This window comes from Nocardia colli, assembly GCF_008704205.1.
In the GTDB taxonomy this organism is placed as follows: domain Bacteria; phylum Actinomycetota; class Actinomycetes; order Mycobacteriales; family Mycobacteriaceae; genus Nocardia; species Nocardia colli.
In genome coordinates, this window is sequence record NZ_VXLC01000003.1 from 675,690 (window position 1) to 698,393 (window position 22,704).

At 66.5% G+C, this 22,704-nt stretch carries 19 protein-coding genes; 7 read left to right on the top strand and 12 right to left on the bottom strand.

All coding sequences use genetic code 11. The features are described from left to right. Positions 1-322 precede the first annotated feature (322 nt). The 3 genes from F3087_RS09845 (at position 323) to F3087_RS09855 (ending at position 2,700) form a co-directional block, all read left to right on the top strand. A complete protein-coding gene (locus F3087_RS09845) occupies positions 323-1,273 on the top strand; it encodes an ATP-dependent DNA ligase (RefSeq protein ID WP_150401929.1) in 951 nt (316 codons plus the stop codon). Between the two features lie 218 nt (positions 1,274-1,491). Then, a complete protein-coding gene (locus F3087_RS09850; protein ID WP_150401520.1) occupies positions 1,492-2,220 on the top strand; it encodes a helix-turn-helix domain-containing protein in 729 nt (242 codons plus the stop codon). Positions 2,221-2,277: 57 nt separating this feature from the next. Next, positions 2,278-2,700 carry a VOC family protein gene (locus F3087_RS09855; protein WP_150401521.1) on the top strand — a complete coding sequence of 141 codons (423 nt, stop codon included), beginning with the start codon at positions 2,278-2,280 and terminating at the stop codon, positions 2,698-2,700. 212 nt (positions 2,701-2,912) lie between these two features. Here the strand turns inward: F3087_RS09855 and F3087_RS09860 are convergent, their stop codons facing one another. From F3087_RS09860 to F3087_RS09870, 3 genes are all read right to left on the bottom strand, one after another. Next, positions 2,913-3,575 (bottom strand): hypothetical protein, encoded by a 663-nt coding sequence (locus tag F3087_RS09860; RefSeq protein ID WP_223884961.1) that lies wholly within the window; start codon positions 3,573-3,575, stop codon positions 2,913-2,915. A 388-nt stretch (positions 3,576-3,963) separates the two neighbouring features. Beyond that, complete coding sequence (locus tag F3087_RS09865) at positions 3,964-4,908, bottom strand: NADP-dependent oxidoreductase (protein ID WP_150401523.1); 945 nt, start codon at positions 4,906-4,908, stop codon at positions 3,964-3,966. 152 nt (positions 4,909-5,060) lie between these two features. Further along, complete coding sequence (locus F3087_RS09870) at positions 5,061-6,938, bottom strand: S9 family peptidase (protein WP_150401524.1); 1,878 nt, start codon at positions 6,936-6,938, stop codon at positions 5,061-5,063. A gap of 347 nt (positions 6,939-7,285) precedes the next feature. Here F3087_RS09870 and helR point away from each other — a divergent pair, with 347 nt between their 5' ends. Continuing rightward, entirely contained in the window at positions 7,286-9,481 is a 2,196-nt protein-coding gene (gene helR, locus F3087_RS09875; RefSeq protein ID WP_150401525.1) for an RNA polymerase recycling motor ATPase HelR, read from the top strand. A gap of 212 nt (positions 9,482-9,693) precedes the next feature. Here helR and F3087_RS09880 read toward each other — a convergent pair whose 3' ends face one another. Then, positions 9,694-10,125: a MarR family winged helix-turn-helix transcriptional regulator gene (locus F3087_RS09880; RefSeq protein WP_223884962.1), complete on the bottom strand. Its 432-nt coding sequence runs from the start codon at positions 10,123-10,125 to the stop codon at positions 9,694-9,696. A gap of 93 nt (positions 10,126-10,218) precedes the next feature. Here F3087_RS09880 and F3087_RS09885 point away from each other — a divergent pair, with 93 nt between their 5' ends. Further along, positions 10,219-11,775 (top strand): MFS transporter, encoded by a 1,557-nt coding sequence (locus F3087_RS09885; protein WP_223884963.1) that lies wholly within the window; start codon positions 10,219-10,221, stop codon positions 11,773-11,775. Between the two features lie 283 nt (positions 11,776-12,058). Here the strand turns inward: F3087_RS09885 and F3087_RS09895 are convergent, their stop codons facing one another. From F3087_RS09895 to F3087_RS09930, 8 genes are all read right to left on the bottom strand, one after another. After that, positions 12,059-12,955 carry an alpha/beta fold hydrolase gene (locus F3087_RS09895; protein ID WP_150401527.1) on the bottom strand — a complete coding sequence of 299 codons (897 nt, stop codon included), beginning with the start codon at positions 12,953-12,955 and terminating at the stop codon, positions 12,059-12,061. A 637-nt stretch (positions 12,956-13,592) separates the two neighbouring features. Beyond that, positions 13,593-14,459 (bottom strand): NAD-dependent protein deacetylase, encoded by an 867-nt coding sequence (locus F3087_RS09900; protein ID WP_150401528.1) that lies wholly within the window; start codon positions 14,457-14,459, stop codon positions 13,593-13,595. A gap of 24 nt (positions 14,460-14,483) precedes the next feature. Beyond that, positions 14,484-15,140 (bottom strand): transcriptional repressor LexA, encoded by a 657-nt coding sequence (gene lexA / locus F3087_RS09905; protein WP_150401529.1) that lies wholly within the window; start codon positions 15,138-15,140, stop codon positions 14,484-14,486. Between the two features lie 69 nt (positions 15,141-15,209). After that, complete coding sequence (locus F3087_RS09910; RefSeq protein WP_150401530.1) at positions 15,210-15,842, bottom strand: DUF2199 domain-containing protein; 633 nt, start codon at positions 15,840-15,842, stop codon at positions 15,210-15,212. Beyond that, a complete protein-coding gene (locus F3087_RS09915; protein WP_150401531.1) occupies positions 15,733-16,113 on the bottom strand; it encodes a VOC family protein in 381 nt (126 codons plus the stop codon). The genes F3087_RS09910 and F3087_RS09915 overlap by 110 nt, the downstream gene beginning before the upstream one ends. 128 nt (positions 16,114-16,241) lie before the next feature. Further along, positions 16,242-18,536, bottom strand: coding sequence for a molybdopterin guanine dinucleotide-containing S/N-oxide reductase (locus tag F3087_RS09920; RefSeq protein WP_150401532.1), 2,295 nt, complete (start codon positions 18,534-18,536; stop codon positions 16,242-16,244). A 120-nt stretch (positions 18,537-18,656) separates the two neighbouring features. Continuing rightward, entirely contained in the window at positions 18,657-19,133 is a 477-nt protein-coding gene (locus F3087_RS09925; RefSeq protein WP_150401533.1) for a nitroreductase family deazaflavin-dependent oxidoreductase, read from the bottom strand. Positions 19,134-19,311: 178 nt separating this feature from the next. Beyond that, positions 19,312-19,641, bottom strand: a complete 330-nt coding sequence (locus F3087_RS09930; RefSeq protein WP_150401534.1) for a rhodanese-like domain-containing protein — start codon at positions 19,639-19,641, stop codon at positions 19,312-19,314. Between the two features lie 87 nt (positions 19,642-19,728). Here F3087_RS09930 and F3087_RS09935 point away from each other — a divergent pair, with 87 nt between their 5' ends. Both F3087_RS09935 and F3087_RS09940 read left to right on the top strand, forming a co-directional pair. After that, positions 19,729-20,172 carry a MarR family winged helix-turn-helix transcriptional regulator gene (locus tag F3087_RS09935; protein ID WP_150401535.1) on the top strand — a complete coding sequence of 148 codons (444 nt, stop codon included), beginning with the start codon at positions 19,729-19,731 and terminating at the stop codon, positions 20,170-20,172. A gap of 153 nt (positions 20,173-20,325) precedes the next feature. After that, complete coding sequence (locus F3087_RS09940) at positions 20,326-22,641, top strand: MMPL family transporter (RefSeq protein ID WP_150401536.1); 2,316 nt, start codon at positions 20,326-20,328, stop codon at positions 22,639-22,641. The last annotated feature ends 63 nt before the right edge of the window (positions 22,642-22,704 follow it).

The following is a 22,704-nucleotide window of genomic DNA, read 5'->3' on the forward strand; positions in this document are numbered from 1 at the left end:
CGCGGACTCACACAAAGCCCAGGGGCATGGTGAGGGAGATTACATTGTGCCACTGACACTTTCGCGCGGGTTCTCGATATCTATTGCGAAGCATTTCCGTCTCACATTTGCCGAAAGTTCCTGTGAGAGAAAATGACTGGCTATTTTGGAACCCGGCGTTTAATTCGCATGTACTTTTCGTGCCGCAATTTCGATGGAGAGTGTGGTCGGCATCGATGGTCGCGGGTTGCAGTTTTGCCACGCCCGGATCGCATGCATTCCGTTTCCGGATTCCATCGATTGCTGGATATATGCTGATCTTGTGCAATCAGTGCCGGCACCGATGCTGGCCGTCTCCGGGCGGCCGCCGGCTGATACCGGCCTGTGGGCGATCGAGATGAAGTGGGACGGTATTCGTGCGATCGGGCGGGTGACGGGCGGGGAGTGCCGGTTCTACAGTCGGAGTAATCGGGATCTGAGCGGGTCTTTTCCGGAGTTGACCTCAGTTTTCGCTGATCTGCTCGATGGCCGGGATGTGCTCGTCGACGGTGAGATCGTGGCCCCGGAACCAGGCACGGGCGTCCCCTCGTTCCGCCGACTCCAGCGTCGGATGCACGTGGTGAATCCCAGCGCCGAACTCATCCGGGAAGTGTCGGTGCAGTACCTGGTGTTCGATTTGCTCGATGACAGCGGAGAATCCCTCCTGAGCCTTCCGTACACCGAACGACGCGCCCGGCTGGATGAACTGGCAATCGATCTTCCACTCGCCCGCACCCCGCCGTATTACGCCAACGTCGACGCCACCACCATGCTCGACGTCGCCCGCGATCACGGATTGGAAGGCATCGTCGCGAAACGCCTCGACTCCACTTACCAACCCGGCCGCCGCTCCCCCGCCTGGATCAAAACTCCGCTCCGCAAAACCACCGAGATCGTGGTCGCAGGCTGGCTCCCCGGCAACGGCCGCTACACAGGCAGTTTCGGATCCATCGTGATGGGCGCCTACGACGAGGCCGGCCGCCTGGTGCACATCGGCAATGTCGGCACCGGCTGGACCATGCGCGACCGTAAGACCCTTCAGTCCCGCTTCGACGAAATCGCCCGCCCCGAAACGCCTTTCGACGTCCCACCCCCGCGAGCCGTCATTACCGTCGCCCGCTGGGTCGAACCGATCCTGGTCGCCGACATCGAATTCCGCGAGGCCAGCGCAGACGGATTACGCCACCCGAGCTGGCGCGGCCTGCGCCCGGACAAGTCCCCTCGCGACGCGAAAGTGCCTATGCCGGACCACTAGCAACTGTGGTGACGTCGTCCGGCAGCCGGCGAAGTCACATGCTCCGACTAAAACGCAACGATGTTGCACCTAGCCCAACACTGCGCAAGAACACCCACGCCAGAACGCGCGCTCATACCGTTAGTAGTCCGGGATGGTTGGCAAACCAGCGTCCAGCGACGTCGCTGAGGGTTCGCCGCAGACCTGAGCGGGACGGCCGCTGGTGTTAGTTTCTGATCGTGAGCCTCGAGCAGCGCCCCTCTGATTCCCCGTATGTCGAGCGGATCTATCGGGCCGGGCCGGTCGCCGGGGAGGTACCGGCACGGATGCGGTCGGTGGCGAATTCGAACTGGGAACTTGTCGTTTGGTGCGACCGTGGGGAGACGCACGTGGCGGTCCGCGGCCCGGAGACCGGTCCGACGGTGCTGGAGCTGGGGCCGGGGCCAGGCGAAACGCTCGGAATCATCTTCCGGCACGGTGCGTTTCTTGCGCCGATGCCGGTCTCGGCGCTGGTTGACACCGCGGTGTCGAGTCCGCACACCACGGCTCGCTCGTTCGTGCTGCAGGGTGCGGAATGGGAGATCCCGGACTATGACAACGCCGACGTTTTCGTGGACCGCCTGGTCCGCGCCGGGCTGCTGGTACGTGATCCGCTGGTCACCGATGTACTCCGCGGCGACGGAACCACGTTGGTCACTCCACGGTCGGTGCAGCGGCGGGTGGCCGCGGCGACCGGGCTGACGCAAGGCATGATCCGGCAAATCGAGCGGGCCAGACAGGCGGTGCTGCTACTTCAGCAGGGGACGCCGGCCATCGAGGTCGCGCAGCGGGCGGGATATCACGACCAACCGCACCTTGCGCGTTCGCTGACCCGGTTCGCCGGCCGCACGGCCTCCCAACTGCGGCGCGCCGATAGCGATGAGATGTTGTCGCTCCTGTACAAGACCGATGTCGAGGTGCGTCCCTAGGTTTGTGGTGTCGCCAGGAACGTCTGGCGCACCGGGCAAAATCTTTGGAGGCACGTCATGGCATACACGCAGATCTACGTCAACCTGCCGGTTACAGACCTGGAGGCGAGCAAGAAGGTGTACACGGCGATGGGGGGAACGATCAACCCGGACTTCACCGGGGACAGCTCCGCCCAGGTGGTGTTCGCCGAAGCGATCATGGTGCAGCTGATGACGCGCGAGATGTTCGCGACCTTCACCAAGCGAGACATTGCGGATGGTCCGATCGAGGTGATCAACGCGTTGGCCGCCGGTTCGCGTGAAGAAGTGGATCGCCTTGTCGACGCGGCGCTCGCCGCAGGGGCCACCGAACCACGGGAGGCCCAGGACATGGGCTGGCTGTACAACCGGGCAATCGACGACCCGGACGGCCACTGCTGGGAGCTGCTGGCCTACAACCCGGGCGCAACCGGCGACGACACCACGACCGACCAGGGCTGACATCGGCGGCGGGGTCTGATCGTCCCAAGCGACATGGATGTGATGCCTCGATTGGGTCCCGAACCCGAGGCATCGACATCCGCTCATGCCGCGGTGCTCGCGATTCGGATACGTTGGCCACCCTGCTCCTCGGATAGCGCCGAAGCCCGAGCGGCACCATGGACGCCGATCGATGCGTTGCGCCGATCGCGCAGACTCGTTCGGGTGTTTGGCTATGAGCAGTCGTAGCGGTAGGTGTACGGATGGTAGGGGCAGGTGCGGCAGTCGAAGATGTAGATTCCGCCGCCGTCCCCGAGGCTCAGGCCATGGGGACTCATCTTGTCCACGAAAGTGGGGTTTCTGAAGTCCATCTCGGTGTCGGTGGCGGGGCGGTCTTCCAGCGGTAGCCAGATACGCCATGCATCGCCGTTGAATTCCATGCTGTTGATGGTGAGCAGATGGTCCATCGGTTCATCGCATCCGGGACAGTTCGGCCAGTCCGGATCCTGGGTCCAGGTCGGGTAACCGCCGACTTTCACGCCACTGGACTCCGCCAGATGCTGTTCGTAATCCCATCCCGTCGTCTCGCAGAGCTGATCGAAGCGATCTTCCAGGGATTTGAACAGTTCCCGAGGCATATCACCGCGGGGGTAGTCGATGACCCGTTCTGGGTGCACAACGCATGGGTTCGGCAGATAGTCGGGCTGTGCATTGCGCGGGTGGGGTGGTTGTGGATGGTCCTCGCCGCATCGAGAGCTGTTGCGCCAGTACAGCTGTGGTCGTGGCGCATAGCTCCGTAGATGGACGTGGGGGCACCACAACACTTGCAGCAGATCCGCTTCGGTCGGGAATGGTAACTCCGGGATGGCATCAGCGAACAACTGCAGGACCGGCACGAAGGGTGCTCCCTCCGGTGTGATCTGACCCCAGCTAAGACTGCCTCGATCCAACCGGTCCTCGTGCATGTCGAAACACCGCGGCCACGGCTCCCACCGCGGCCACAACAGCGGCCCACCCAGCGAACTGTCCCGCAGACCTGGTCGACCCGGACGGGGATGCAACCGCACCGCCTCTCGCCGAAACGGAACAAGCTCGGGAAACAAGGCCTCCAGATCGACCGGCCTCGGCGGAGTCGTACGCACCATCCACGAAGACTACGAACCCGCAATCGGCACCGTCCACCAAACCCGCAGCGGCCCAGCCATTCCCGAGCACCTGCTCCTCTCGTACCGGGCGCAGCCGACGACACCACAGATCTTCGACCCCTCGCTGAACCGACTCGGTTCAAGAGAAGTCCAGTACCACCCGCCCACGCAGGCCACCGGCTCCCACCAGGCGATGGGCCTTGGCCGCTTCGGCGGCGGGAAGTACGTCGGCGACGTGCAGTGTGAGGGTGCCGGTCTCGGCTTGGCGGCTCAGTGTGTTCAGTCCTTCGGTGTCCGTGATGCCGTCGGTCACCATTACCGGGCATACGCGTACGTCGCGTTCGGCGGGGCCGGACCAGCCGCGTAGCTCGGCCAGCGTTCCACCGTCGGCGATGGCGGGCACTGCTTGGGTGGTCTGCATCGAGCCGTCGACCAGGCCCGCCACCCCTTCGGGTGCCAGTGCGCGGATGTGGGTGGCGACGTCGGTGCCGCGTTCGACGATGTGGTCGGCGCCGAATCGGCGCACTCGTTCGATGTCGTGTGGGGCGGCGTCCGCGATGACGGTCAGTCCGTCGGCCTTGGCCAGCTCGACTGCGTAGCCGCCGACCGCGCCCGCCGCACCGGTTACGGCGACGGTTGCGCCGGGCTCTATGGCTAGCGCGTCCAGTGCGAGGCGTGCGGTCATCGCGTTCATCAGCAGGGTCGATGCGGCGGGAAAGTCGATCCCGGCCGGTGCCGGCACCACCGAGGCGGCGGGCACCACGACCTGTTCGGCGTATGCGCCGCCGTGCGGGCCGGTGAACAGCACCATGGCGAGCACTCGCTGGCCTACCGTGAGTCGCCCGTCGGTCCCGGGGCCGAGTTGGTCGATCACGCCGGCGGCGTCCATGCCGGGTATGAACGGGGGCTGCCGGTCGGGCATGCGGACGGCGTGGCCGCCGGTCCGGAGCAGGACATCGGTGGGGTTCACCGCGGCCGCGTGCACGCGGATGCGGACCTCACCCGGGCCCGCTTGCGGTTCGGGCAGTTCGAGCACGCGCAGCACGTCCGGATCGCCGAAATGGTAGAAACCAACAGCTTTCACACCGCGGTGCAACCATGCTTCGCGGGCGGGACATTCCCTCGCCGCGACGTCGACCGGTCAGCCGCACCGAGCTGGCGGATATGACACCTCCGAGTACTGCACATCCGCCACTCGAAGTGCCTGCCGCAGAACAGGATTCCGCGACAAGGACTTCAGGATTCGCGCCCGCCCAGGTGCCGCGCCAGAAAACGTTCGATCGTGTGGAACAGCTCGATCTGGTTCTCCGGGTTCACGAATCCGTGCCCCTCGTCGTCCTTCAGCAAATACTCGACCTCGACCCCTCGCCGGCGGAGTGCTTCGACGAGGTTGTCGGACTCGGCCCGCACCACCCGGACGTCGTTGGCGCCTTGCACGACCAGTAGTGGTGTGCGGATCTGGTCGACGCGGGTGATCGGTGAGCGGGCGAGCATGTCGGCTTCCTGCCGCGGGTCGTCGGGGTCGCCGACGAACAGGTGCCAGTTGTTGGCGGTGTGGGGTTTGGCGAACACCGGGATGGTGCGCAGGAAGTTGGCCAAGTTGGAGATGCCGACGTAGTCGATGGCGGCGGCGAACACGTCGGGGGTGAAGGTGACGCCGACGAGGGCGGCGTAACCGCCATAGGATCCGCCGGAGATCGCGACGCGGCGCGGATCGGCGTAGCTCTGGTCGACGGCCCATTGGACGGCGTCGATGAGGTCGTCGTGCATGGTGCCGGCGAATTCGCCGATCGCGGCTTTGGTGTGCGCTTTGCCGTAGCCGGTCGATCCACGAAAGTTGACCTGCAACACCGCATATCCGCGATTGGCGAGCAGCTGGATGGCGGGATCGAATCCCCAACTGTCGCGATGCCAAGGGCCACCGTGCACCATGAGAACCATCGGCAAGCCGACCGGATCGATGCCGACAGGCAACGTCAGGTAGGCGGGCAGGGGCAGTCCGTCGCGCGCGGGGATCGTCACGGACGTCATCGGCGCCATCGATGCGGGCTTCAACTGCGGGTAGGGCCGGAACAACTCGCGACTCTCGCCCGTGGAGTGGTCGTAGAAGTACGCGACATCCGGTTCGCGATCATGGGTGAAGGTGACAACCCAGCGTTGCCCGGAGTCATCGGCGGACAACGCGGCCAGATCTCCGTCGGAAAGCTGCTCGAGGTTCTCGAGTACGGCCGCGAAATCCGGATCGAGTGCGTGGATCACTTGCCGCTCGCCGAGGTAGCGAGCACCGATCAACGCCCCGGTTCGCCGATCGAGAATCAGCGGCGGCGGAAGCACCGGAGCGATGCCACCACGCGGATCGAGATCGAACGCCGGGTGACTGTCGACCTCGGTTTCGACCCCGGTACTCAGATCGAGCCGGACCAGCCTGGTCCGATCGGTGCCACGGTTGGACCCGACCCACGCTCCGGTCCCGTCCGGGGTGGGCTGGACCGGCCACACACCCATCGGATAGTCGGCGCCGTCGAACAACGCGACGGGATGCAAGGTCCCGCCATCCCATCGCGAGAACTCGATATCACCGGCGGCAGTGAGTCCGCGAGCGAACACCGCACCGTCGGGACCGCACATCCAGGCCGCGACGTGACCGGGATTTTCGGCGAGGACAGTGATCGCGCCGGTGGCGATGTCGAGTTCGCAGAGGTCGAACAGTTCGATCTTCCGGTTGTTCAGGTGCAGCAGCGCCTTACCCGGCCGTGCGGCGGGCAGGTCGAACTGGATGACCGTCGCACTGGGAAACGGCGTCAGGTCGACTGCCGGAGCGTCCGGGTGGTCGAGGTCGACGCGGTAGAGGTGCCATTGCTCATCGCCGTCGTTGTCCTGGGTGTAGAGCAGCCAGCGCGGATCGCCGGTCCAACGGAAGTGATAGACGTTGCGGTTCTCGTCCGCGGTCACGCAACGGGCTTCGCCGGACTCGAGGTCCTGGACCCAGACGTTGAGCCGGTCCTTGTGTGGCGCGAGGTAGGCGACCTCGGTGCCGTCGGGTGAGATTTCCGGCGACACATTCTGTGGTGCGGCGAAAAAGTCCTCGACAGAGATGAATTCCGGCAACGCCATGTCGATCCTCCTGGTTGATGGCCGTGTCGGAACCCAGGACATCGTTCGCCGTCACGGCATAGTCAACGCGGCTTCCGCATGATCCACCTCACAGGCCTCGGCAAATCCGAATCACGGTGTCCGGCAGGCTGAATCGAGCAGGAAACCGGTGTTCGCGCACTACGACGCGGCAAGACCGAGTGGAGGTTGCCCGTCGAGTGCGGGCAAAAAGAAGGGAAAGGAAGATGTGTTCCTTTCCGTATTCATTGTATATCGCACCCGGGGGCTTGCGGCAAGGTCCCGGTGATGGCGCATACTCGCTGGCCGAGGCCGGAACCGGTGGAAATGGGAGTCACGAATTGGGGCACATGCCAACTCAGGGGTATGACGAGGAACTACAGTCCGAGCGCGGCTACGTGGCCGGGCTCTACGCCCGCCTCGACACCGAACGCGCGCAGGCGAAGGGCCGCTACAGCGAGGCGTTGCGCGGTCATGATGTGTCCGCGATGGAGCGCGAGGACCAGGTGCGCGCGCTGAGCAAAGCGGTGCAGCGACTCGACGTGGCCGATAACGGCCTGTGCTTCGGCCGCTTGGACACCCTGACGGGCGAGCGCTCCTACATCGGCCGGATCGGTCTCTACGACGAGGCGAACGAGTTCGAGCCGCTGCTGCTCGATTGGCGGGCGCCGGCGGCGCGTGCGTTCTATGTCGCCACCGCGGCGACACCGGAGAACATGCGCCGGCGTCGTCAGTTCCACACGCGCGGACGTCAGGTCGTCGATTTCACCGACGAGGTGCTCGGCCGTCCCGACGACGGCGAACGCGGCGACGCGGCCCTGCTCGCGGCGGTCAACGCACCGCGCGGCGAGGGCATGCGCGACATCGTCGCGACGATCCAGGCCGAGCAGGACGAGATCATCCGCCTCGACCATCCGGGCGTGCTGGTGATCGAGGGCGGTCCCGGCACCGGCAAGACCGTGGTGGCCCTGCACCGCGTCGCATACCTGCTCTACACGCAGCGTGAGCGGATGGAACGCCAGGGCGTGCTCGTCGTCGGCCCGAACCCGGCGTTCCTGAACCACATCGCCCACGTGCTGCCGTCGCTGGGCGAGACCAACGTGGTGTTCACGACCGCGGGCGAGCTCGTGCCCGGGCTGCGCACCACCGCCGAGGACACCCCGCAGGCGGCCCGGCTCAAGGGTTCGCTGAAGATCCTCGACGTGCTCGCCGCGGCGATCGCCGACCGCCAGCGCCTGCCCGAGGAGCCGGTGACGATCGAACTGACCGACACCACGGTGCGAATCGACGCGGCGACCGCGGAATGGGCACGGGAGGAAGCGCGCGGGAGCGGACGCCCGCACAACGAGGCCCGCGCGGTGTTCCGCGAGATCATCACCTACGTGCTCACCGAACGCGCGATCGCCCGGATCGGCAAGGACTGGCTGACCCGCGATGACCGCGAAGCATGGGAGGAACTGCGCGAAGACCTGGTCGAAGAACTCGCCGACCACGACGCCTTCACCGCGGCCCTCGACGAACTGTGGCCGATCCTGACGCCGGAAACGCTTCTGGCACAGCTGTATTCGTCTCCGGAACGGCTGCGCGCGGCGGGCGCGGATGAGGCGCTGTTACGCGCGAACGCCGACGCCTGGACGGTATCGGACGTCCCGTTGCTCGACGAACTGATCGATCTGCTGGGCCGCGACAAGCCGGTCGATCAGACCGCCGAGCGGGAACGCAAAGCCGAGGCCGAGTACGCCGCGGGCGTGCTGGACGTCATGGTCAGCCGCGAGGACATGATGGACGACGAGGACCACCTGTTCGCCCAGGATTTGCTCTACGCTGAGGACTTGGCCGACCGCTTCCTCGAACGCGACACCCGAGACCTTGCCGAACGCGCTGCGGCGGACCGTGATTGGACCTACCGGCATGTGGTGGTCGACGAGGCTCAGGAGCTGTCCGAGATGGACTGGCGGGTCCTGATGCGTCGCTGCCCGGGCAAATCCTTCACCGTGGTCGGCGATCTGGCCCAACGCCGGTCGGTGGCCGGCGCGACCTCGTGGGACGCGATGATGGCGCCGTATGTGCCCGGCCGGTGGGCCTACCGCTCGCTGACCGTGAACTACCGCACCCCGGCCGAGATCATGAGCGTCGCCGCGGCGGTTCTCGCCGAGTTCGCCCCCGAGGTCAAGCCGCCGGAGTCGGTCCGGGCGTGCGGCGTCCAGCCGTGGTCCAGGCAGGTCTCGGCGGACGAATTCGCTTCTGCCATCGAGGAATTCGTTGAGGAGGAGGCGGGTCGCGAAGGAACCAGCGTGGTGATCGGCCCGCCCGGTATGCCGGGCACGGTGACGGCCTCGGAGACCAAGGGGTTGGAGTTCGACTCCGTCCTGGTCGTGGAACCGGAACGGATCCTCGCCGACGGCCCGCGCGGTGCGGCCGAACTCTATGTCGCTCTCACCCGCGCGACTCAGCGCCTCGGTGTGCTGTACGAGGGCGCGCTGCCGCAGTCGCTGACCGGACTCACCGAAACCGGCACGCCCGTACAGGCCGGAACCCTCCGGTAGGCGTGCCGGGTGCGGCGCTGCGCCCGCTCGTTCTGCCGGGCGATGTTGCGTGGTGGCGGGCCATGCGAACGCAGAGATGCTCGGGCTTGCCCGCCGTCAGTGCCGAGCCGCGAGGAATTCGGCCACTCCCGGAGTATTTGAGCCCGCTCCGCGCGTATCCGACGGTCGCCAGCGGGGCGGGCTCAGACCGATTCGCCTGCCGCACAGCATATTCAGCGACAGGCGTCGGATACGCCTTCGAGCCAGTCCCGAATGGCGACACGCTGAGCGGGAGTGAACGACGCCTCCAATTCGGCCTCGCGGCGGGCAACGGCAACCCGCGCCTCGGCTAGCCGGGTGCGGCCGGCCTCGGTGACCGCGATCTGGTGGGTGCGCCGGTCGGTGGGGTGCGGATGACGCTCGATGAGGCCTTCATGTTCCAGACCGTTGAGCATTTCGTTGGCGGCTTGCCGGGAGCTGGCGACCTCGCGGGCGATGTCGGCGACCGACATCCCGGGATGGCCCGCGGTCATCATCAGCGTGGCGTATTGCGAGGTGGACAGGCCGAAAGCCTTGAGCTCCTCGCCGATTGCCGACCGCATGTTCAACCAGACCTTGCGGACCATGAAGGTCAGCGAGCCGGACTCGTCCCGGTAGGAACCCAACGAAAAGACCTCCTCGGTATTGACAGGTTCCTGACGATTATGCAGAGTTTAATAGTCAGGTTCTTGCCAATCTTAGCGAAGGTTTCCATGCCCGTGTCTCCTACGTTGCCGCGGTCCAGGCAGCGGTTGATCCTCGCCGTACTTCTGTTGTCCTCGTTCCTGATCTGGATGGACAACACCATCCTCGGCCTCGCCTTCCAGACCCTCGCCGATCCGGTGCGCGGACTCGGCGCCACCCCGGCCCAATTGCAGTGGGCGACCGGCGCTTACACCCTGGTCTTCGCCGCGTTGATGTTCACCGCGGGCGCGCTCGGTGATCGGTTCGGTCACCGGACCGTGCTCGCCACCGGCATGGCGACGTTCGCCGCCGCGTCGGTCTGGGCCGCTTATGTCGGCAACGCGGACGAGTTGATCGCCGCGCGGGCCGTGATGGGCGTGGGTAGCGCGCTGATCATGCCGGCCACGATGGCGATCCTGACCTGGACGTTCACCGGGCCCGCGCGGGCGACCGCGATCGGCATCTCCTCGGCTTCCGCGGGTGTGGGGATCGCGGCGGGTCCGTTGCTCGCCGGTGTGTTGCTCGATCATTTCTGGTGGGGGTCGGTGTTCCTCATCAATGTCCCGGCGGTGCTGATCGGGTTGGTGGGAATCGTGACGCTGATCCCCGAATTCCGCAGTCCCACACCGCGACCGCTGGATCCGGCCGGGCTGCTGCTGTCGATCAGCGGGCTCGCGGCGTTGGCGTACGGGCTGATTCGTGCGGGGCAGGTGGCTTCCTGGACGCCGGTGGACGTCTGGGTGCCGATCGCGGTCGGGGTGATCCTGCTGGGCGCTTTCGTGGTCGTCGAATTGCGCCTGCGGGAACCCAGTTTCGATCCTCGGCTGCTCGCCGAGCGGACCTTCGGTGGTGGCAATGTGGCGATCGGGCTGCTGCTGTTCGCGATGACCGCCGCGGGTTTCTACAGCGCCTTCTACCTGCAAGGCGCACGGGGCTTTTCACCGTTACAGGCGGGATTCGCCAGTTCGCCGGCCGCGCTCGGTGCGATTGTCGGTGGGCCGCTGGGCATTCGGCTGGTGCGGCGCTGGTCGCTGCGCCCGGTCACCGCGACCGCGTTGACCGTGGCGGCAGTGGCGATGGGGTGCTCGGCCCTCTTCGGGCTGCACACGTCGCTGGTCTGGATCGAGATCGTGTTGCTGGTGCAGGGTCTGTCCATCGGAATCGTGATGGGCAGTGTGACCGCGGCGTTGCTGAGCACGCTGCCGCTGGCGCGCGCCGGCGCCGGGTCGGCGGTGACCAATACCGTGCGGCAGACCGGCAGCGTGCTCGGGATCGCGGTGGGCGGCACGATCATGTCGATCGTGTACCGGCGGGCGATCGAGGGCTCGGTGCACGATCTGCCGGGTGAGGTGCAGGAGCACGTGCGGGTGTCGGCGGAACAGGCCAGGCATGTCGCGTCCGGAATCGGCCGGCCGGATCTGGTGCGGGCGGCTGATGAGGCGTTCATCCATGCCATGCATGTCGGTGCGGTGTGGACCATGTTCATCGCGCTCGCCGGAGCAGCGGTGCTGGTGACCGCGTTGCGGCCGAGCCGGACACGCATCGAATCCACGCCGGAACAGACCGACGTGCTCGAATCCGCCGCGCTATGAACGAATAGACCCGAGTCCAACCGAAGGTCCGTCGAGGACGCTGCGGCGTTCGAGCCGATCGGTGAACGGCTGCGCTAGGTGGACGGCTGCCGCTAGGTGGACGAGCTGAACGTCGACAGCTCGTCCACCTGGCGCCCGCTCGGCTACTTGCTGACGTCGGTGCCGAAGTACTTCTCGGAGATCTTGGCCGGCGTGCCGTCGGCGCGCAGGGTCACCAACGCCTTGTCGACGTCGGCCATCAGCGCGTTCCATCGGGGTGGGCTAGTGCCGGTACGCGGACAACTCAGTAACCGGCCGGCTCCGCGCCGCGCACGAGTTCGGCGATGTGGTCGGCGAAGGCCGGCCACAGTTCGCGCGGCAGGTGGTGGCCCATCCCGTCGAAGATCATCAGTTTCGCGCCGGGGATGGCGTCGGCGGTGGCGCGGCCGCCGCTGACGTCGCACATCAGATCGTTCGCGCCGTGCAGCACCAGGGTCGGCACGTGCAGCGCCGTCAGCTGTGCCGTGCGATCGCCGGAGGCGAGGGCGGCCACGAAGTGGCGCATCATCGCCTCGTGATCGCGTCCGCGGTCGTAGCCGCGGGCGGCGGTCTCGGCGACGGCGGCCTCGTCGAACGCGAATCCGGGCGACCAGATCGCCCGTGACGTGCGGATCTGCCAGTCGATATAACTTTGCCGATCGTGCGGTGGTGGACCCAGCGGCCCGATAGCGGCGAAATCGGCATCGCCCACATCGGGTGCACCGGATCGGGAGCTGATCGAGGTCAGCGATCGAACCCGTCCGGGATAGTGAATTGCCATGGTCTGCGCGATCATTCCGCCCATCGACAGACCGACCAGGTGCGCGCTGCCGAAACCGAGTGCGTCGAGCAAGCCGACGGTGTCTGCCGCCATGTCCGACAGGTTGTACGACGCTGTGGACAGGTCGCCGGCCATTGCCGCGGGCATATCGACGACCGGCGCGTCGGCCATGTGCGTGGAGTGGCCGGTGTCCCGGCTGTCGAACCGCACGACATGCAGGCCGCGGTCGACCAGCTCGGCACAGAATCCGTCCGGCCAATTGATCATCTGCGCGCCGCCGCCCATGATCAGCAGCACCGGCGGCAAGGTGGCATCGCCCAAGCGCTCATAGGCGATCTCGATCCCCGACGGACCCACATTCCGCGCCGTTTCCTCGGCCATTGCTCCTCCATTCCGCGTAACCCGGTCTCCGCAGTACCGCCCGGCCGTCCGTGTGAAAGTCGGGGCGGGCGACCGTTATCCGATGCCTGCACGAACTCGGGCCTGCGAGTATGCAGCACCGACAGGGCCTTGCCGCAAGCCCACCTGCGCGATATAAATTGAGGTGGAAAGAGTTCCAGCGCACCATGAACCGCGAGCGGCACGGACTGCTTTTATGCATCGACCGCAAACGCGTGGTCGGTGATCGCGCACAGTCAGCAGCTCCGCGCTCGCACGGCACCAATCCACCCGCGCGTGTTTCGCACTGTGACAACAGGAATCGTGGGGTTTGCCGACCGATTCGGATCGGTGTGCTGTCGCGGCAGTTCGACTACTGGCGCGCTGGCGTCGCACAAATCATTCGCCGGGCAACCCTTCGCAATCCGCGAAACTCGCGTACATCATCGGAGTCAACGACGCCGCCTCTCACCAGGACAACGACCCGGTCGGCGAACGCGAAGCCCTCGCTGCGGCCCAATTCGGCGAGCCGGCCGGCGCGTGTCCGGGCCGGGGCAGAAAAGCTGGCAGCGACTATGACGGCCCGAAATGCCAACACGCAGTCACTGCAACGAAGCACTTGTGCCGCAACGAGACCCGACTACGCCGACGCTGATCCAGCGAGTACGCGCGCATCCCCGAGACTGTCGGCGAGCGCGACAAGCATCGTTGAACATCCGGCGTCGACAGTGAGCGACGCCAATTCGTCTCCGCGCGTATTTCCGCGGTTGACGATCACTACGGGCCGTCCTCGTTTCGCCGCATGCCGGACGAACCGCAGTCCCGACATGACGGTCAGCGACGATCCCGCGACCAGCAGCGCATCCGCCTCATCGACCAGTTCGAACGCCGCCGCGACCCGATCCTTGGGCACGTTCTCCCCGAAATACACGATGTCCGGCTTCAGCATTCCCCCGCATTCGGCGCAATCGACCATTCGGAAGCTGTCGGTGTCGGCGATGACCGCGTCGGCGTCGGGTGCGACCTCCACCCCGTTCGTCGTCGCCCCCTCGGCGAATCCTGGATTCTCTGCTTCCAGCAACTCCGCCAAAGCCATCCGCGAAATCAACGCCTCGCAACCCAAACACCGCACTCGCGCATACGTGCCGTGCAGATCGATCACCCGGCGATGCCCGGCTTTCGTGTGCAACAGATCGACATTCTGTGTGATCAGCCCGCTGACCACGCCTATCTGTTCCAGCCGGGCCAGCGCGCGATGCCCGGGATTCGGCCGCGACGCGTCCATCCGCCGCCACCCGATGTGGTTACGCGCCCAATACCGCTGCCGGAATACCGCGTCCCCGACGAACTGCTGATAGGTCATCGGATTCCGCGGCGGCGACGACGGCCCGCGATAGTCCGGGATACCGCTGTCGGTCGACACCCCGGCGCCGGTCAGCACCACCACCCGCCGACCGGCCAGCAACTCGACCGTGCGCTGGAAGTCCGGTTCCGCGATGTCCGACATCATTTCAGCGTACGACGCCGCCGATCAGACGCGCCGCATCACCGAGACGACCTTGCCCAGCACCGCGGCCTTGTCCCCGTCGATGACCTCGTACGCGGGGTTGCGCGGCTCCAGATACACGTGACCGTTGCGCTGCCGATACACCTTCACCGTGGCCTCGCCATCGATCATCGCGGCCACGATCTCCCCCGAGTGCGCCTCGTTCTGCTGACGCACCACCACGATGTCGCCGTCGCAGATCGCCGCGTCGATCATCGAATCCCCGCGCACCCGCAACCCGAACACCGTGCCGCGCCCGACCAACTGCCGCGACATCGTCACCATGTCGTCGGTGTGCTCCTCGGCCAGGATCGGGGTGCCCGCCGCGATGTCACCGACCACCGGCACCGCCACCGAATCCTCGTTGGTCTCCCGCGGCGCGGACCCCTGCAGGAACATCCGCACATCGATGGGCCGCGACATGGTCTCGCTGCGCCGCAGGAACCCCTTCTCCTCGAGGCTGTTCAGATGCTTGGACACCGACGACGACGACCGCAACCCCACCGCGTCCGCGTCCCCGATCTGCCGGGAGTTCGGCGCGTAACCCTGCCGCACCACCCAGTCGCGGATGGTGGCGAGGATGCGTTGCTGGCGCTCCGGCAGGCGGGAGGTGTCGAGATGCTCGAGGTCGTCGTAGGTCACCGGGGCATCGTAGAGGTCGGCGCCGATCCCACGGTCGCACAGGTCATTACGGAGTGTCGCGCAGTCGGGTCAGGCTCTGCCGAGGTGGTCGAGGAACAGTTCGTGCGGCCACTGCTCGTGCAGCACACGGTCGAACAGTGAATCGCTGGAGTGAGTGCAGAAGGGTGTCTTGTCGGCGTCGCGGACCGTCGCGACGACCGGAGCCGCGAGCAGCCCCCACGGTTCGATCGCGTTGGCCAGCCATCCGTTCACCACCAGCTCGGGGTACTCGGGTGCGTACCAGACCTCGAAGATGTGGGTGAGTTCGCGCGGATCGATGGCCAGCCAGACGCCGTAGGTCAGGGTGTAACCGGCGGTGAGGTCGATGGGCAGCAGTACCCGGACGAACGCGCCCAACTGCGGTACCTGCATCATCACCGAGCCGTCCGGCGTCGGACCGGTCATCCAGAGACCGGCGGTCAGCTCCCGGTCGGGCAGGTCCAGTACCGGATCGGGCAGCCGGAACCGCATGTGCCGATCGTGGCGATCGAGGTCGTCCCCGCAGGTCGGACAGCAGCCGAATTCCCCGTCGTGCCCATGATCGTGGCCGGGTTCAGCCTTCGGTCCCTCGTTCGGATGTGCTTCGCTCGACACAGAATTCGTTCCCTTCGGGGTCGAGGAGGGTGACCCACCCGCGACCGTCGGCGGTACGGTGATCCGCATACAGTGTCGCGCCCATCCCGATCACCCGCTCGACTTCCTCGTCCCGAGTACGTTCGGTCGGCATCCAATCGAAGTGGATCCGGTTCTTCACCGTCTTGCCTTCCGGAACCCGGATGAACAGAAACCCGGGCAGCGGTGCGGGCCCTTCCAGCAGCGTCTCGTCGTCATCCACTTCGTCCGCGTCCGACATCGGCCAGCCGGTCACGGAACTCCAGAACGACGCGAGCTTGTAGGGATCAGCGCAGTCGATGGCGATATGGCGAAGAATCATGCCGGCGAGCCTATCCACACCCCGAGTCCCGATGCAGCGCAATTAATCCGGTGCCGCTACCGGCCGACCGAACGAACGCCATCCAGTGCGGGTATGCATCCGCTGCCAGAACACGGCGAGCGTGAGCGTTACGAAAGGTGTTCTGCCGCAGCCTTGGCCGGTGGCCGGTTCACCGCCAAGTCGGGCGCGGTGCCTTCGTATCGTTCGATTTCGACCAGCGACAGTTGTCCTGTGCACCCCTGGCTCAAGGTGGAGGAGGGGCGGTCGGGGGTGAGGACGTTGGGGTTGCCGTGGCGGCAGAAGGTGGGGTCGGCCGGGTCGGGGTCGTACCAGGCGCCGGTGGAGAGTTGGGCTACGCCCGGGCGGACGGCGTCGTCGATGATCAGGCCGGCCAGGCAGGTGCCTCGGGTGCTGCGGATGCGGACGAGGTCGCCGTCGTGCAGGTCGCGGGCCGCGGCGTCGTCGGGGTGTAGCCGGACCGGTTCGCGGGCCGCGATTTTGGCGGATTGGCTGAAGGTGCCGACGTCGAGTTGGCTGTGCAGTTTGGTGCGTGGCTGGTTGGCGACCAGTTGCAGCGGGAATTCGGCGGCGGCGGGCGCGCCCAGCCATTCGTCGGGTTCGAGCCAGGTCGGATGGCCGGGGCAGTCGGCGTAGCCGAAGCTGTCGATGGTCTCGGAGAAGATCTCGATCTTGCCGCTCGGCGTGCTGAGCGGGAATCGTTCGGGATCGGCGCGGAAGTCGGCGCACATGATCTGCTGTGGGTCGGGGACGGGCAGTTCGATGTGTTCGCTGACCCAGAAGGCGTCGAAGTCGGGCAGGTCGTGGCCGGCGTGGTGGAGTCGCCATTCCTCGTAGAGGTGGCGCAGCCATTCCTCGGCGGTGCGGCCCTCGGTGAATTCCTTGCCCGCGCCGAGGCGTTCGGCCAGCTCGGCGAAGGTGGCGTAGTCGTCGCGGGCCTGGCCGTGCGGCCGGGTGATCGCCTTCATCGGGAACAGGATGCGATCGTTTTCCCCGGCGCCGTAGTCGTCGCGCTCGATCGACATGGTCGAGGGAATGACGAAGTCGGCGTGCCGGGCGGTCGAGGACCAGAACGGGTCGTGCACGACGACCGTCTCAGGGCGCGCGAACGCGGTGCGCAGCCGGGCCAGATCCTGGTGGTGGTGAAAGGGATTCCCGCCGGCCCAGTAGACCAGCCGGATATCGGGGTAGGTCAGGTGTTGCCCGTCGTAGTCGAAGGGCTGTCCGGGATTGAGCAGCATGTCGGCGATGCGCGCGACCGGAATGAAGGTGTCGACGCGGTTGAGTCCCTGCGGCAGCCGCGGCGGCGAGAACGCACGCGCGGGCTCACCGACACTGGCCGCCGACCCGTACCCGTGCCCGAACCCGCCGCCGGGCAACCCGATCTGGCCGAGCATCGCCGCGAGCACCAGCCCCAGCCACAGCGGCTGCTCACCGTACTGCGCGCGCTGCAACGACCAGCTGACCGTCACGAACGTCCGCGCACCCGCCATCTCCCGCGCGAGCGAACGAATCCGCTCGGCGGGCAGACCGGTGAGCGCCGCGGCCCACTCCGGGGACTTGACCGTGCCGTCCGCACCACGCACGTAGCCGATGAACCGCTCATAGCCGACCGTGTACTTGTCCAGAAATGCCCTGTCCGCCAACCCTTCCGCATCCAGCACCTGGGCCAGCGCCAGCATCAGCGCCGTATCGCTGCCCGGCCGCGGCGCGAGCCACTCCGCTTCCGCCTCGGCGGGAGTGTCGTCGCGCAGCGGCGTCACCGACACGAACTGGCAGCCCCGCGCCCGCGCGGCACCGATCCACCCACGCGTGTTGTGCCGCGACACCCCACCCGGCGCCACCGCGGCGTTCTTCGGCGACAACCCGCCGAACGCCACCACCAACTCCGCGTGCTCGGCCAGCACCGTCTTCGACGTGGCATGTTCGAGCACCACGCCGAGATGCCCGAGCAGGTGCGGCATCAGCACCTGCGACACCCCGAGGCTGTAACTGTTGACATGGCGCACATACCCGCCGAGGCAGTTCAGGAATCGATGCAACTGACTCTGCGCGTGATGAAACCGCCCCGCACTCGCCCACCCATAGGACCCGCCGTACACGGCTTCGGCCCCGTGCTCGCGATAGACCCGCCCCAGCTCACCGGCCAGCAGATCGAGGGCCTTGTCCCACGACACCGGCACGAACGGATCTTCCCCGCGCCCGGGCGCTCCCGGCCCGTGTTCCAACCAGCCCTGCCGGACATAGGGTTGATCGACCCTGGTCGGATGGTGCTGCGCGGAGGCCACATTCTCGATCAGCCGCATCGGCTCCGGATCATCGCGCCACGGCCGCACCGCGGTCAGCCGCTCACCATCGCTGTCTGCCTCGAAGGCGCCCCAGTGCGTCAGATGCGTGGTCACCATCCCACCGTAACCCGGCCCGCCGACAACCGGGCTGCCACGTCGACGGCCGTCAGTTCGTCCGAGCCGGCAGCCCCGCCCAAACCCGACTCGCAGACGCCGAGAACACCTTTCGGCCCGACCTCAGACGCGGCGCAGCTCGAAAATCCGGAACTGACGCCCACCGGAGAGTTCGTACTCCATCTCGTACCCCGGCCAGAATTCGACGGCCAGGTCCCAAGCCGGTTTGCGCTCGACCCCGGTGAGCTCGGTGACCGACACCGTGAACTGCTCCCCCTTGTGCCGGACGGTGGCGGTACTCGCGGCCCGCAGATTCGACGACCACACCGGATGTTTCGGATCACCCCAGTTGGAGCCCATGACCAGGAAATCGTCCCCACGCGGGACATACAGCAGCGACGTGGTCCGCGCGATGCCGGTCTTGCGCCCCGCGACGGTCACCTCGATCGAGGGCAGCCCGACCAGATCCAGCACCCCCATCCGGCCGTCGGTCCAGCGCCGGACCGCGCGTTCGACGGGGATGACGACCGGCGCCGTGCGCATGACCCAGCGCTGTTGAGCCAACCTGCGAGCAATCGGCGGCAGCGGATTCGACACCATGCCAGAATCCTGACACGTCTGTCCGGCGAACCGGCAGCGGCAGGCCGCGACCGAGGGGCATGTCACATCGCACCGCGCAAAGTCGTTGACAGACAACGCTGCACGCATTCGAGCGGCGACGGACCGTGCGGCCGATCCATCCCGATCGACCGCCCAGTCCGCTTACTTCCCGACCAGCTCAGGCACCTTCCTCGACCGGCAGACCGGCATCGGCCCAATCCTGGATCCCGGCCCGATACGCGCGCACATTCGTGTACCCCAGCGCCCGCAGCTTGACCGCGACGTTCTCACTGTTGCGGCACGCCTCGTTCGAGCAGTAGGTCACGATCGCCGCCGCGCGATCCGGAAGCAGTTGCCCCGCAGTCGATTCCACCTCGGACTCGACCAGCACCCGGGCGCCCGGCAGATGCGCTTTCTCGTAGTACCCGGCCCCGAGCGTGTCGAGCACCGTCACCGAACCCGCCTCGATAGCCGCGGCCAGCTCCTCGCGAGCAATGACGTCGGTCATGAGATTTCCTTCCTCCGAACCAAAAACTATGTGCGTGTGCACGCTACTATATGCGTGCGGACGCACACAAGTAGGTAAGATCAACCCGTGACCGACAACCACCACGCGGCAAGCCACGCCTGGTCCGCCCTCCTACGCGTACACGCCCAACTGGTCCCCCAACTCGACGCCGACCTGCGCGCAGCCGCCGGCCTCCCCCTCGCCTGGTACGACGTCCTGCTCGAACTCGACGGCGTCCCGCCCCTGCGCATGACCGACCTCGGCGAACGCGTCGTGCTCAGCCGCACCCGAGTCAGCCGCCTGGTCACCGAACTCGAAACCGCAGGACTCGTCACCCGCGAAGCCAACCCCGACGACGGCCGATCCGCCTTCGTCGCCATCACCGACGCCGGACGCACCCGACTCCACGACGCCGCCCCCCGCTACCTCGCCGGCATCCACCAACGCTTCGCCGCCAAACTCGACCCCGACGAACTGCGAACACTCACCCGAACACTCGGCAAAATCCTTGGCCCCACCGACATTTCCTAGCCAGACTCTCAGGAAGACCGCTCCGCCACACCGGTACTTTGGATAGCGCGCACATCGGGCGCGACCACCGGAAGGACGCAATCTCTTGATGATCGGTGCCCACAGGCCGCTCCCCACCCGACCGACCTGCCCGCACCTACGAAGAGCCGCCTGATGTTCGCGCGCTGGGGAGATCTCGTCCACCGGTTCCGATTCCTCGTCATCGGCATCGTCGGCGCCGGCCTGCTCGCACTCGGCGGATACGGCTACGACCTCGGAAACCACCTCGGCGCCAGCGGATTCGACGACCCGACCTCGGAATCGGCACACGCCGCACGCATCGCCGACGACGCCTTCCTGCGCGACCACTCCGCCGACGTACTCCTCGTCTACACCGCACCACCCGGCGTGAAACTCGACGATCCCGCGTTCAGCGCCAAGATCGTCGACAGCCTCAACAACCTGCCGAAGAAATACCCGCAGATCGACAAGATCAACGGCGCCTACTGGGCAACCGACGCAGCCCCCGGGACCCCCGCCTTCTTCGGGAAACCCGAAGAGAACCGCGCGTTCGCCTCTCTGGCCATCAAGGGCGACAACGACACCGACATCGTCAACAACTTCCGGGCCGTCAAGGACGTCTTCTACATCCCCGGCGTCGACGTCCAGGTCGCCGGACTGCAACCGATCGCAGGCGCCCTCACCGACACCCTCGCCGACGACCTGCACCGCATGGAACTGCTCGCCCTGCCCGCCGTCGCGATCCTGCTCTTCTTCGTCTTCGGCGGCCTCGTCGCCGCGGCGCTGCCGCTGATCCTCGGCGGCCTCACCATCATCAGCGCCAACGGCATCGTCCGCTTCATCACCGAATTCACCCAGGTCAACTCGTTCGTCTCCAGCGTCGTCACGATGATCGGCCTCGGCCTCGCGATCGACTACGGCCTGTTCATCGTCAGCCGCTTCCGCGAAGAAGTCGCCGAAGGCTACGAAACCCGGGTCGCCGTGCGCCGCACCGTGATGACCGCGGGCCGCACCGTCGTCTTCTCCGCCACCATGATCGTCATCAGCCTCGGCGGCATGCTGTTCTTCCCGCAGGGATTCCTGCGCTCACTCGCCTACGGCTCCATCGCGACCGTCTCGCTCGCCGCCCTCTCGGCGATCACCATCCTGCCCGCCATCCTCAGCATCCTCGGCCCGCGCGTCGACCTGCTCGGCATCAAACGCTTCAGCCGGACCAAAACCGCCGAGGAAGTCGAGAACGGCCTCTGGGGACGCAGTACCCGATGGGTGATGCAGCACCCCAAGAAGATCGCCGTCCCGCTGATCCTCGGCCTGCTCCTGCTGATCATCCCGGTGAAGAACATCGCCTTCGGTACCTTCAGCGAAACCTATCTGCCACCGGACAACTCGACCAGGACCGCACAGCAGGAATTCGACGCCACCTTCCCGAAACGCAAGTCCGACCCGGTGCAGCTGGTGTTCGTCACCGAAGACACCGACGACAACCGCCAAGCCCACCGCAACGCCATCGGCGCGGCGGTCAAACTAGCGAACCAGGCACCCGGACTCGCCGAACTCCGACCAGGCGTACCAGGCGAATTCGCGACCCCGACCGCCTCGACCATCCGGCCCGGCGTCTACCGCACCGAGGCACAACTCGCCGACTCCACGAACACCGCCGCGGCCGACGCGACCATCGAATACCTGCGCTCCATGGACCTCCCCGACGAGGTCACCATGCTGGTCGGCGGTCAACCGGCCTTCAAGAAGGACTCCATCGACGGCATGCTCGGCCGCGTCCCGTTCATGGTCGTCGTCGTCCTGCTGCTCACCACCATCCTCATGTTCCTGACCTTCGGCTCGCTCGTACTGCCGATCAAGGCCGCCCTGATGAGCGTCCTCGGCCTCGGATCCACCCTGGGCATCCTCACCCTCATCTTCGTCGACGGCCACGGCTCCGGCCTGCTCAACTTCACCCCGCAGCCGATCCAAGCCAACGTGCTCATTCTGATCATCGCCATCATCTACGGACTCTCCACCGACTACGAGGTATTCCTGCTGTCGCGCATGGTCGAAGCCCGCGCGAAGGGCGCGACCACCACCGAGGCGGTCCGCATCGGCACCGCGCACACCGGCGGCATCATCACCGCCGCCGCGCTGATCCTGCTCGTCGTCACCGGCGCGTTCGCCTTCTCCGAGCTGGTGATGATGCAGTACATCGCCTACGGCATGATCGCCGCGCTGTTCATCGACGCCACCATCCTGCGCATGCTCCTGGTCCCCGCCATCATGAAACTGCTCGGCGACGACTGCTGGTGGGCGCCGGCCTGGATGAAACGACTCCAGCAGCGCGTCGGCCTCGGCGAACCCGTCCTCGACGACGAACATCCCAGCACCCGCGGCATGACCGACCTCGTCGAAACCACACCCATCACCGACCCGGTCACCGTGCAACTGCCCGTCGTCACCGCGGAGCAGAGCCGGCGTTGAATTCGCCCGTAGCGGAATCGGTTCCGGCCTCGGGGCGGCCGAATTAGCGTGGGCAGCTCGAAG

What these genes read in the sequence shown, in the direction of transcription:
- helR (WP_150401525.1), top strand. Translation starts at nt 7,286, where the DNA reads ATGCCAACTCAGGGGTATGACGAGGAACTACAGTCCGAGCGCGGCTAC.
- F3087_RS09940 (WP_150401536.1), top strand. Translation starts at nt 20,326, where the DNA reads ATGTTCGCGCGCTGGGGAGATCTCGTCCACCGGTTCCGATTCCTCGTC.
- F3087_RS09925 (WP_150401533.1), bottom strand. Translation starts at nt 19,133, where the DNA reads ATGGTGTCGAATCCGCTGCCGCCGATTGCTCGCAGGTTGGCTCAACAG.
- F3087_RS09895 (WP_150401527.1), bottom strand. Translation starts at nt 12,955, where the DNA reads ATGGCCGAGGAAACGGCGCGGAATGTGGGTCCGTCGGGGATCGAGATC.
- F3087_RS09870 (WP_150401524.1), bottom strand. Translation starts at nt 6,938, where the DNA reads ATGGCGTTGCCGGAATTCATCTCTGTCGAGGACTTTTTCGCCGCACCA.
- F3087_RS09920 (WP_150401532.1), bottom strand. Translation starts at nt 18,536, where the DNA reads ATGGTGACCACGCATCTGACGCACTGGGGCGCCTTCGAGGCAGACAGC.
- F3087_RS09915 (WP_150401531.1), bottom strand. Translation starts at nt 16,113, where the DNA reads ATGATTCTTCGCCATATCGCCATCGACTGCGCTGATCCCTACAAGCTC.
- F3087_RS09910 (WP_150401530.1), bottom strand. Translation starts at nt 15,842, where the DNA reads ATGCGGATCACCGTACCGCCGACGGTCGCGGGTGGGTCACCCTCCTCG.
- F3087_RS09930 (WP_150401534.1), bottom strand. Translation starts at nt 19,641, where the DNA reads ATGACCGACGTCATTGCTCGCGAGGAGCTGGCCGCGGCTATCGAGGCG.
- F3087_RS09845 (WP_150401929.1), top strand. Translation starts at nt 323, where the DNA reads ATGCTGGCCGTCTCCGGGCGGCCGCCGGCTGATACCGGCCTGTGGGCG.
- F3087_RS09855 (WP_150401521.1), top strand. Translation starts at nt 2,278, where the DNA reads ATGGCATACACGCAGATCTACGTCAACCTGCCGGTTACAGACCTGGAG.
- F3087_RS09900 (WP_150401528.1), bottom strand. Translation starts at nt 14,459, where the DNA reads ATGTCGGACATCGCGGAACCGGACTTCCAGCGCACGGTCGAGTTGCTG.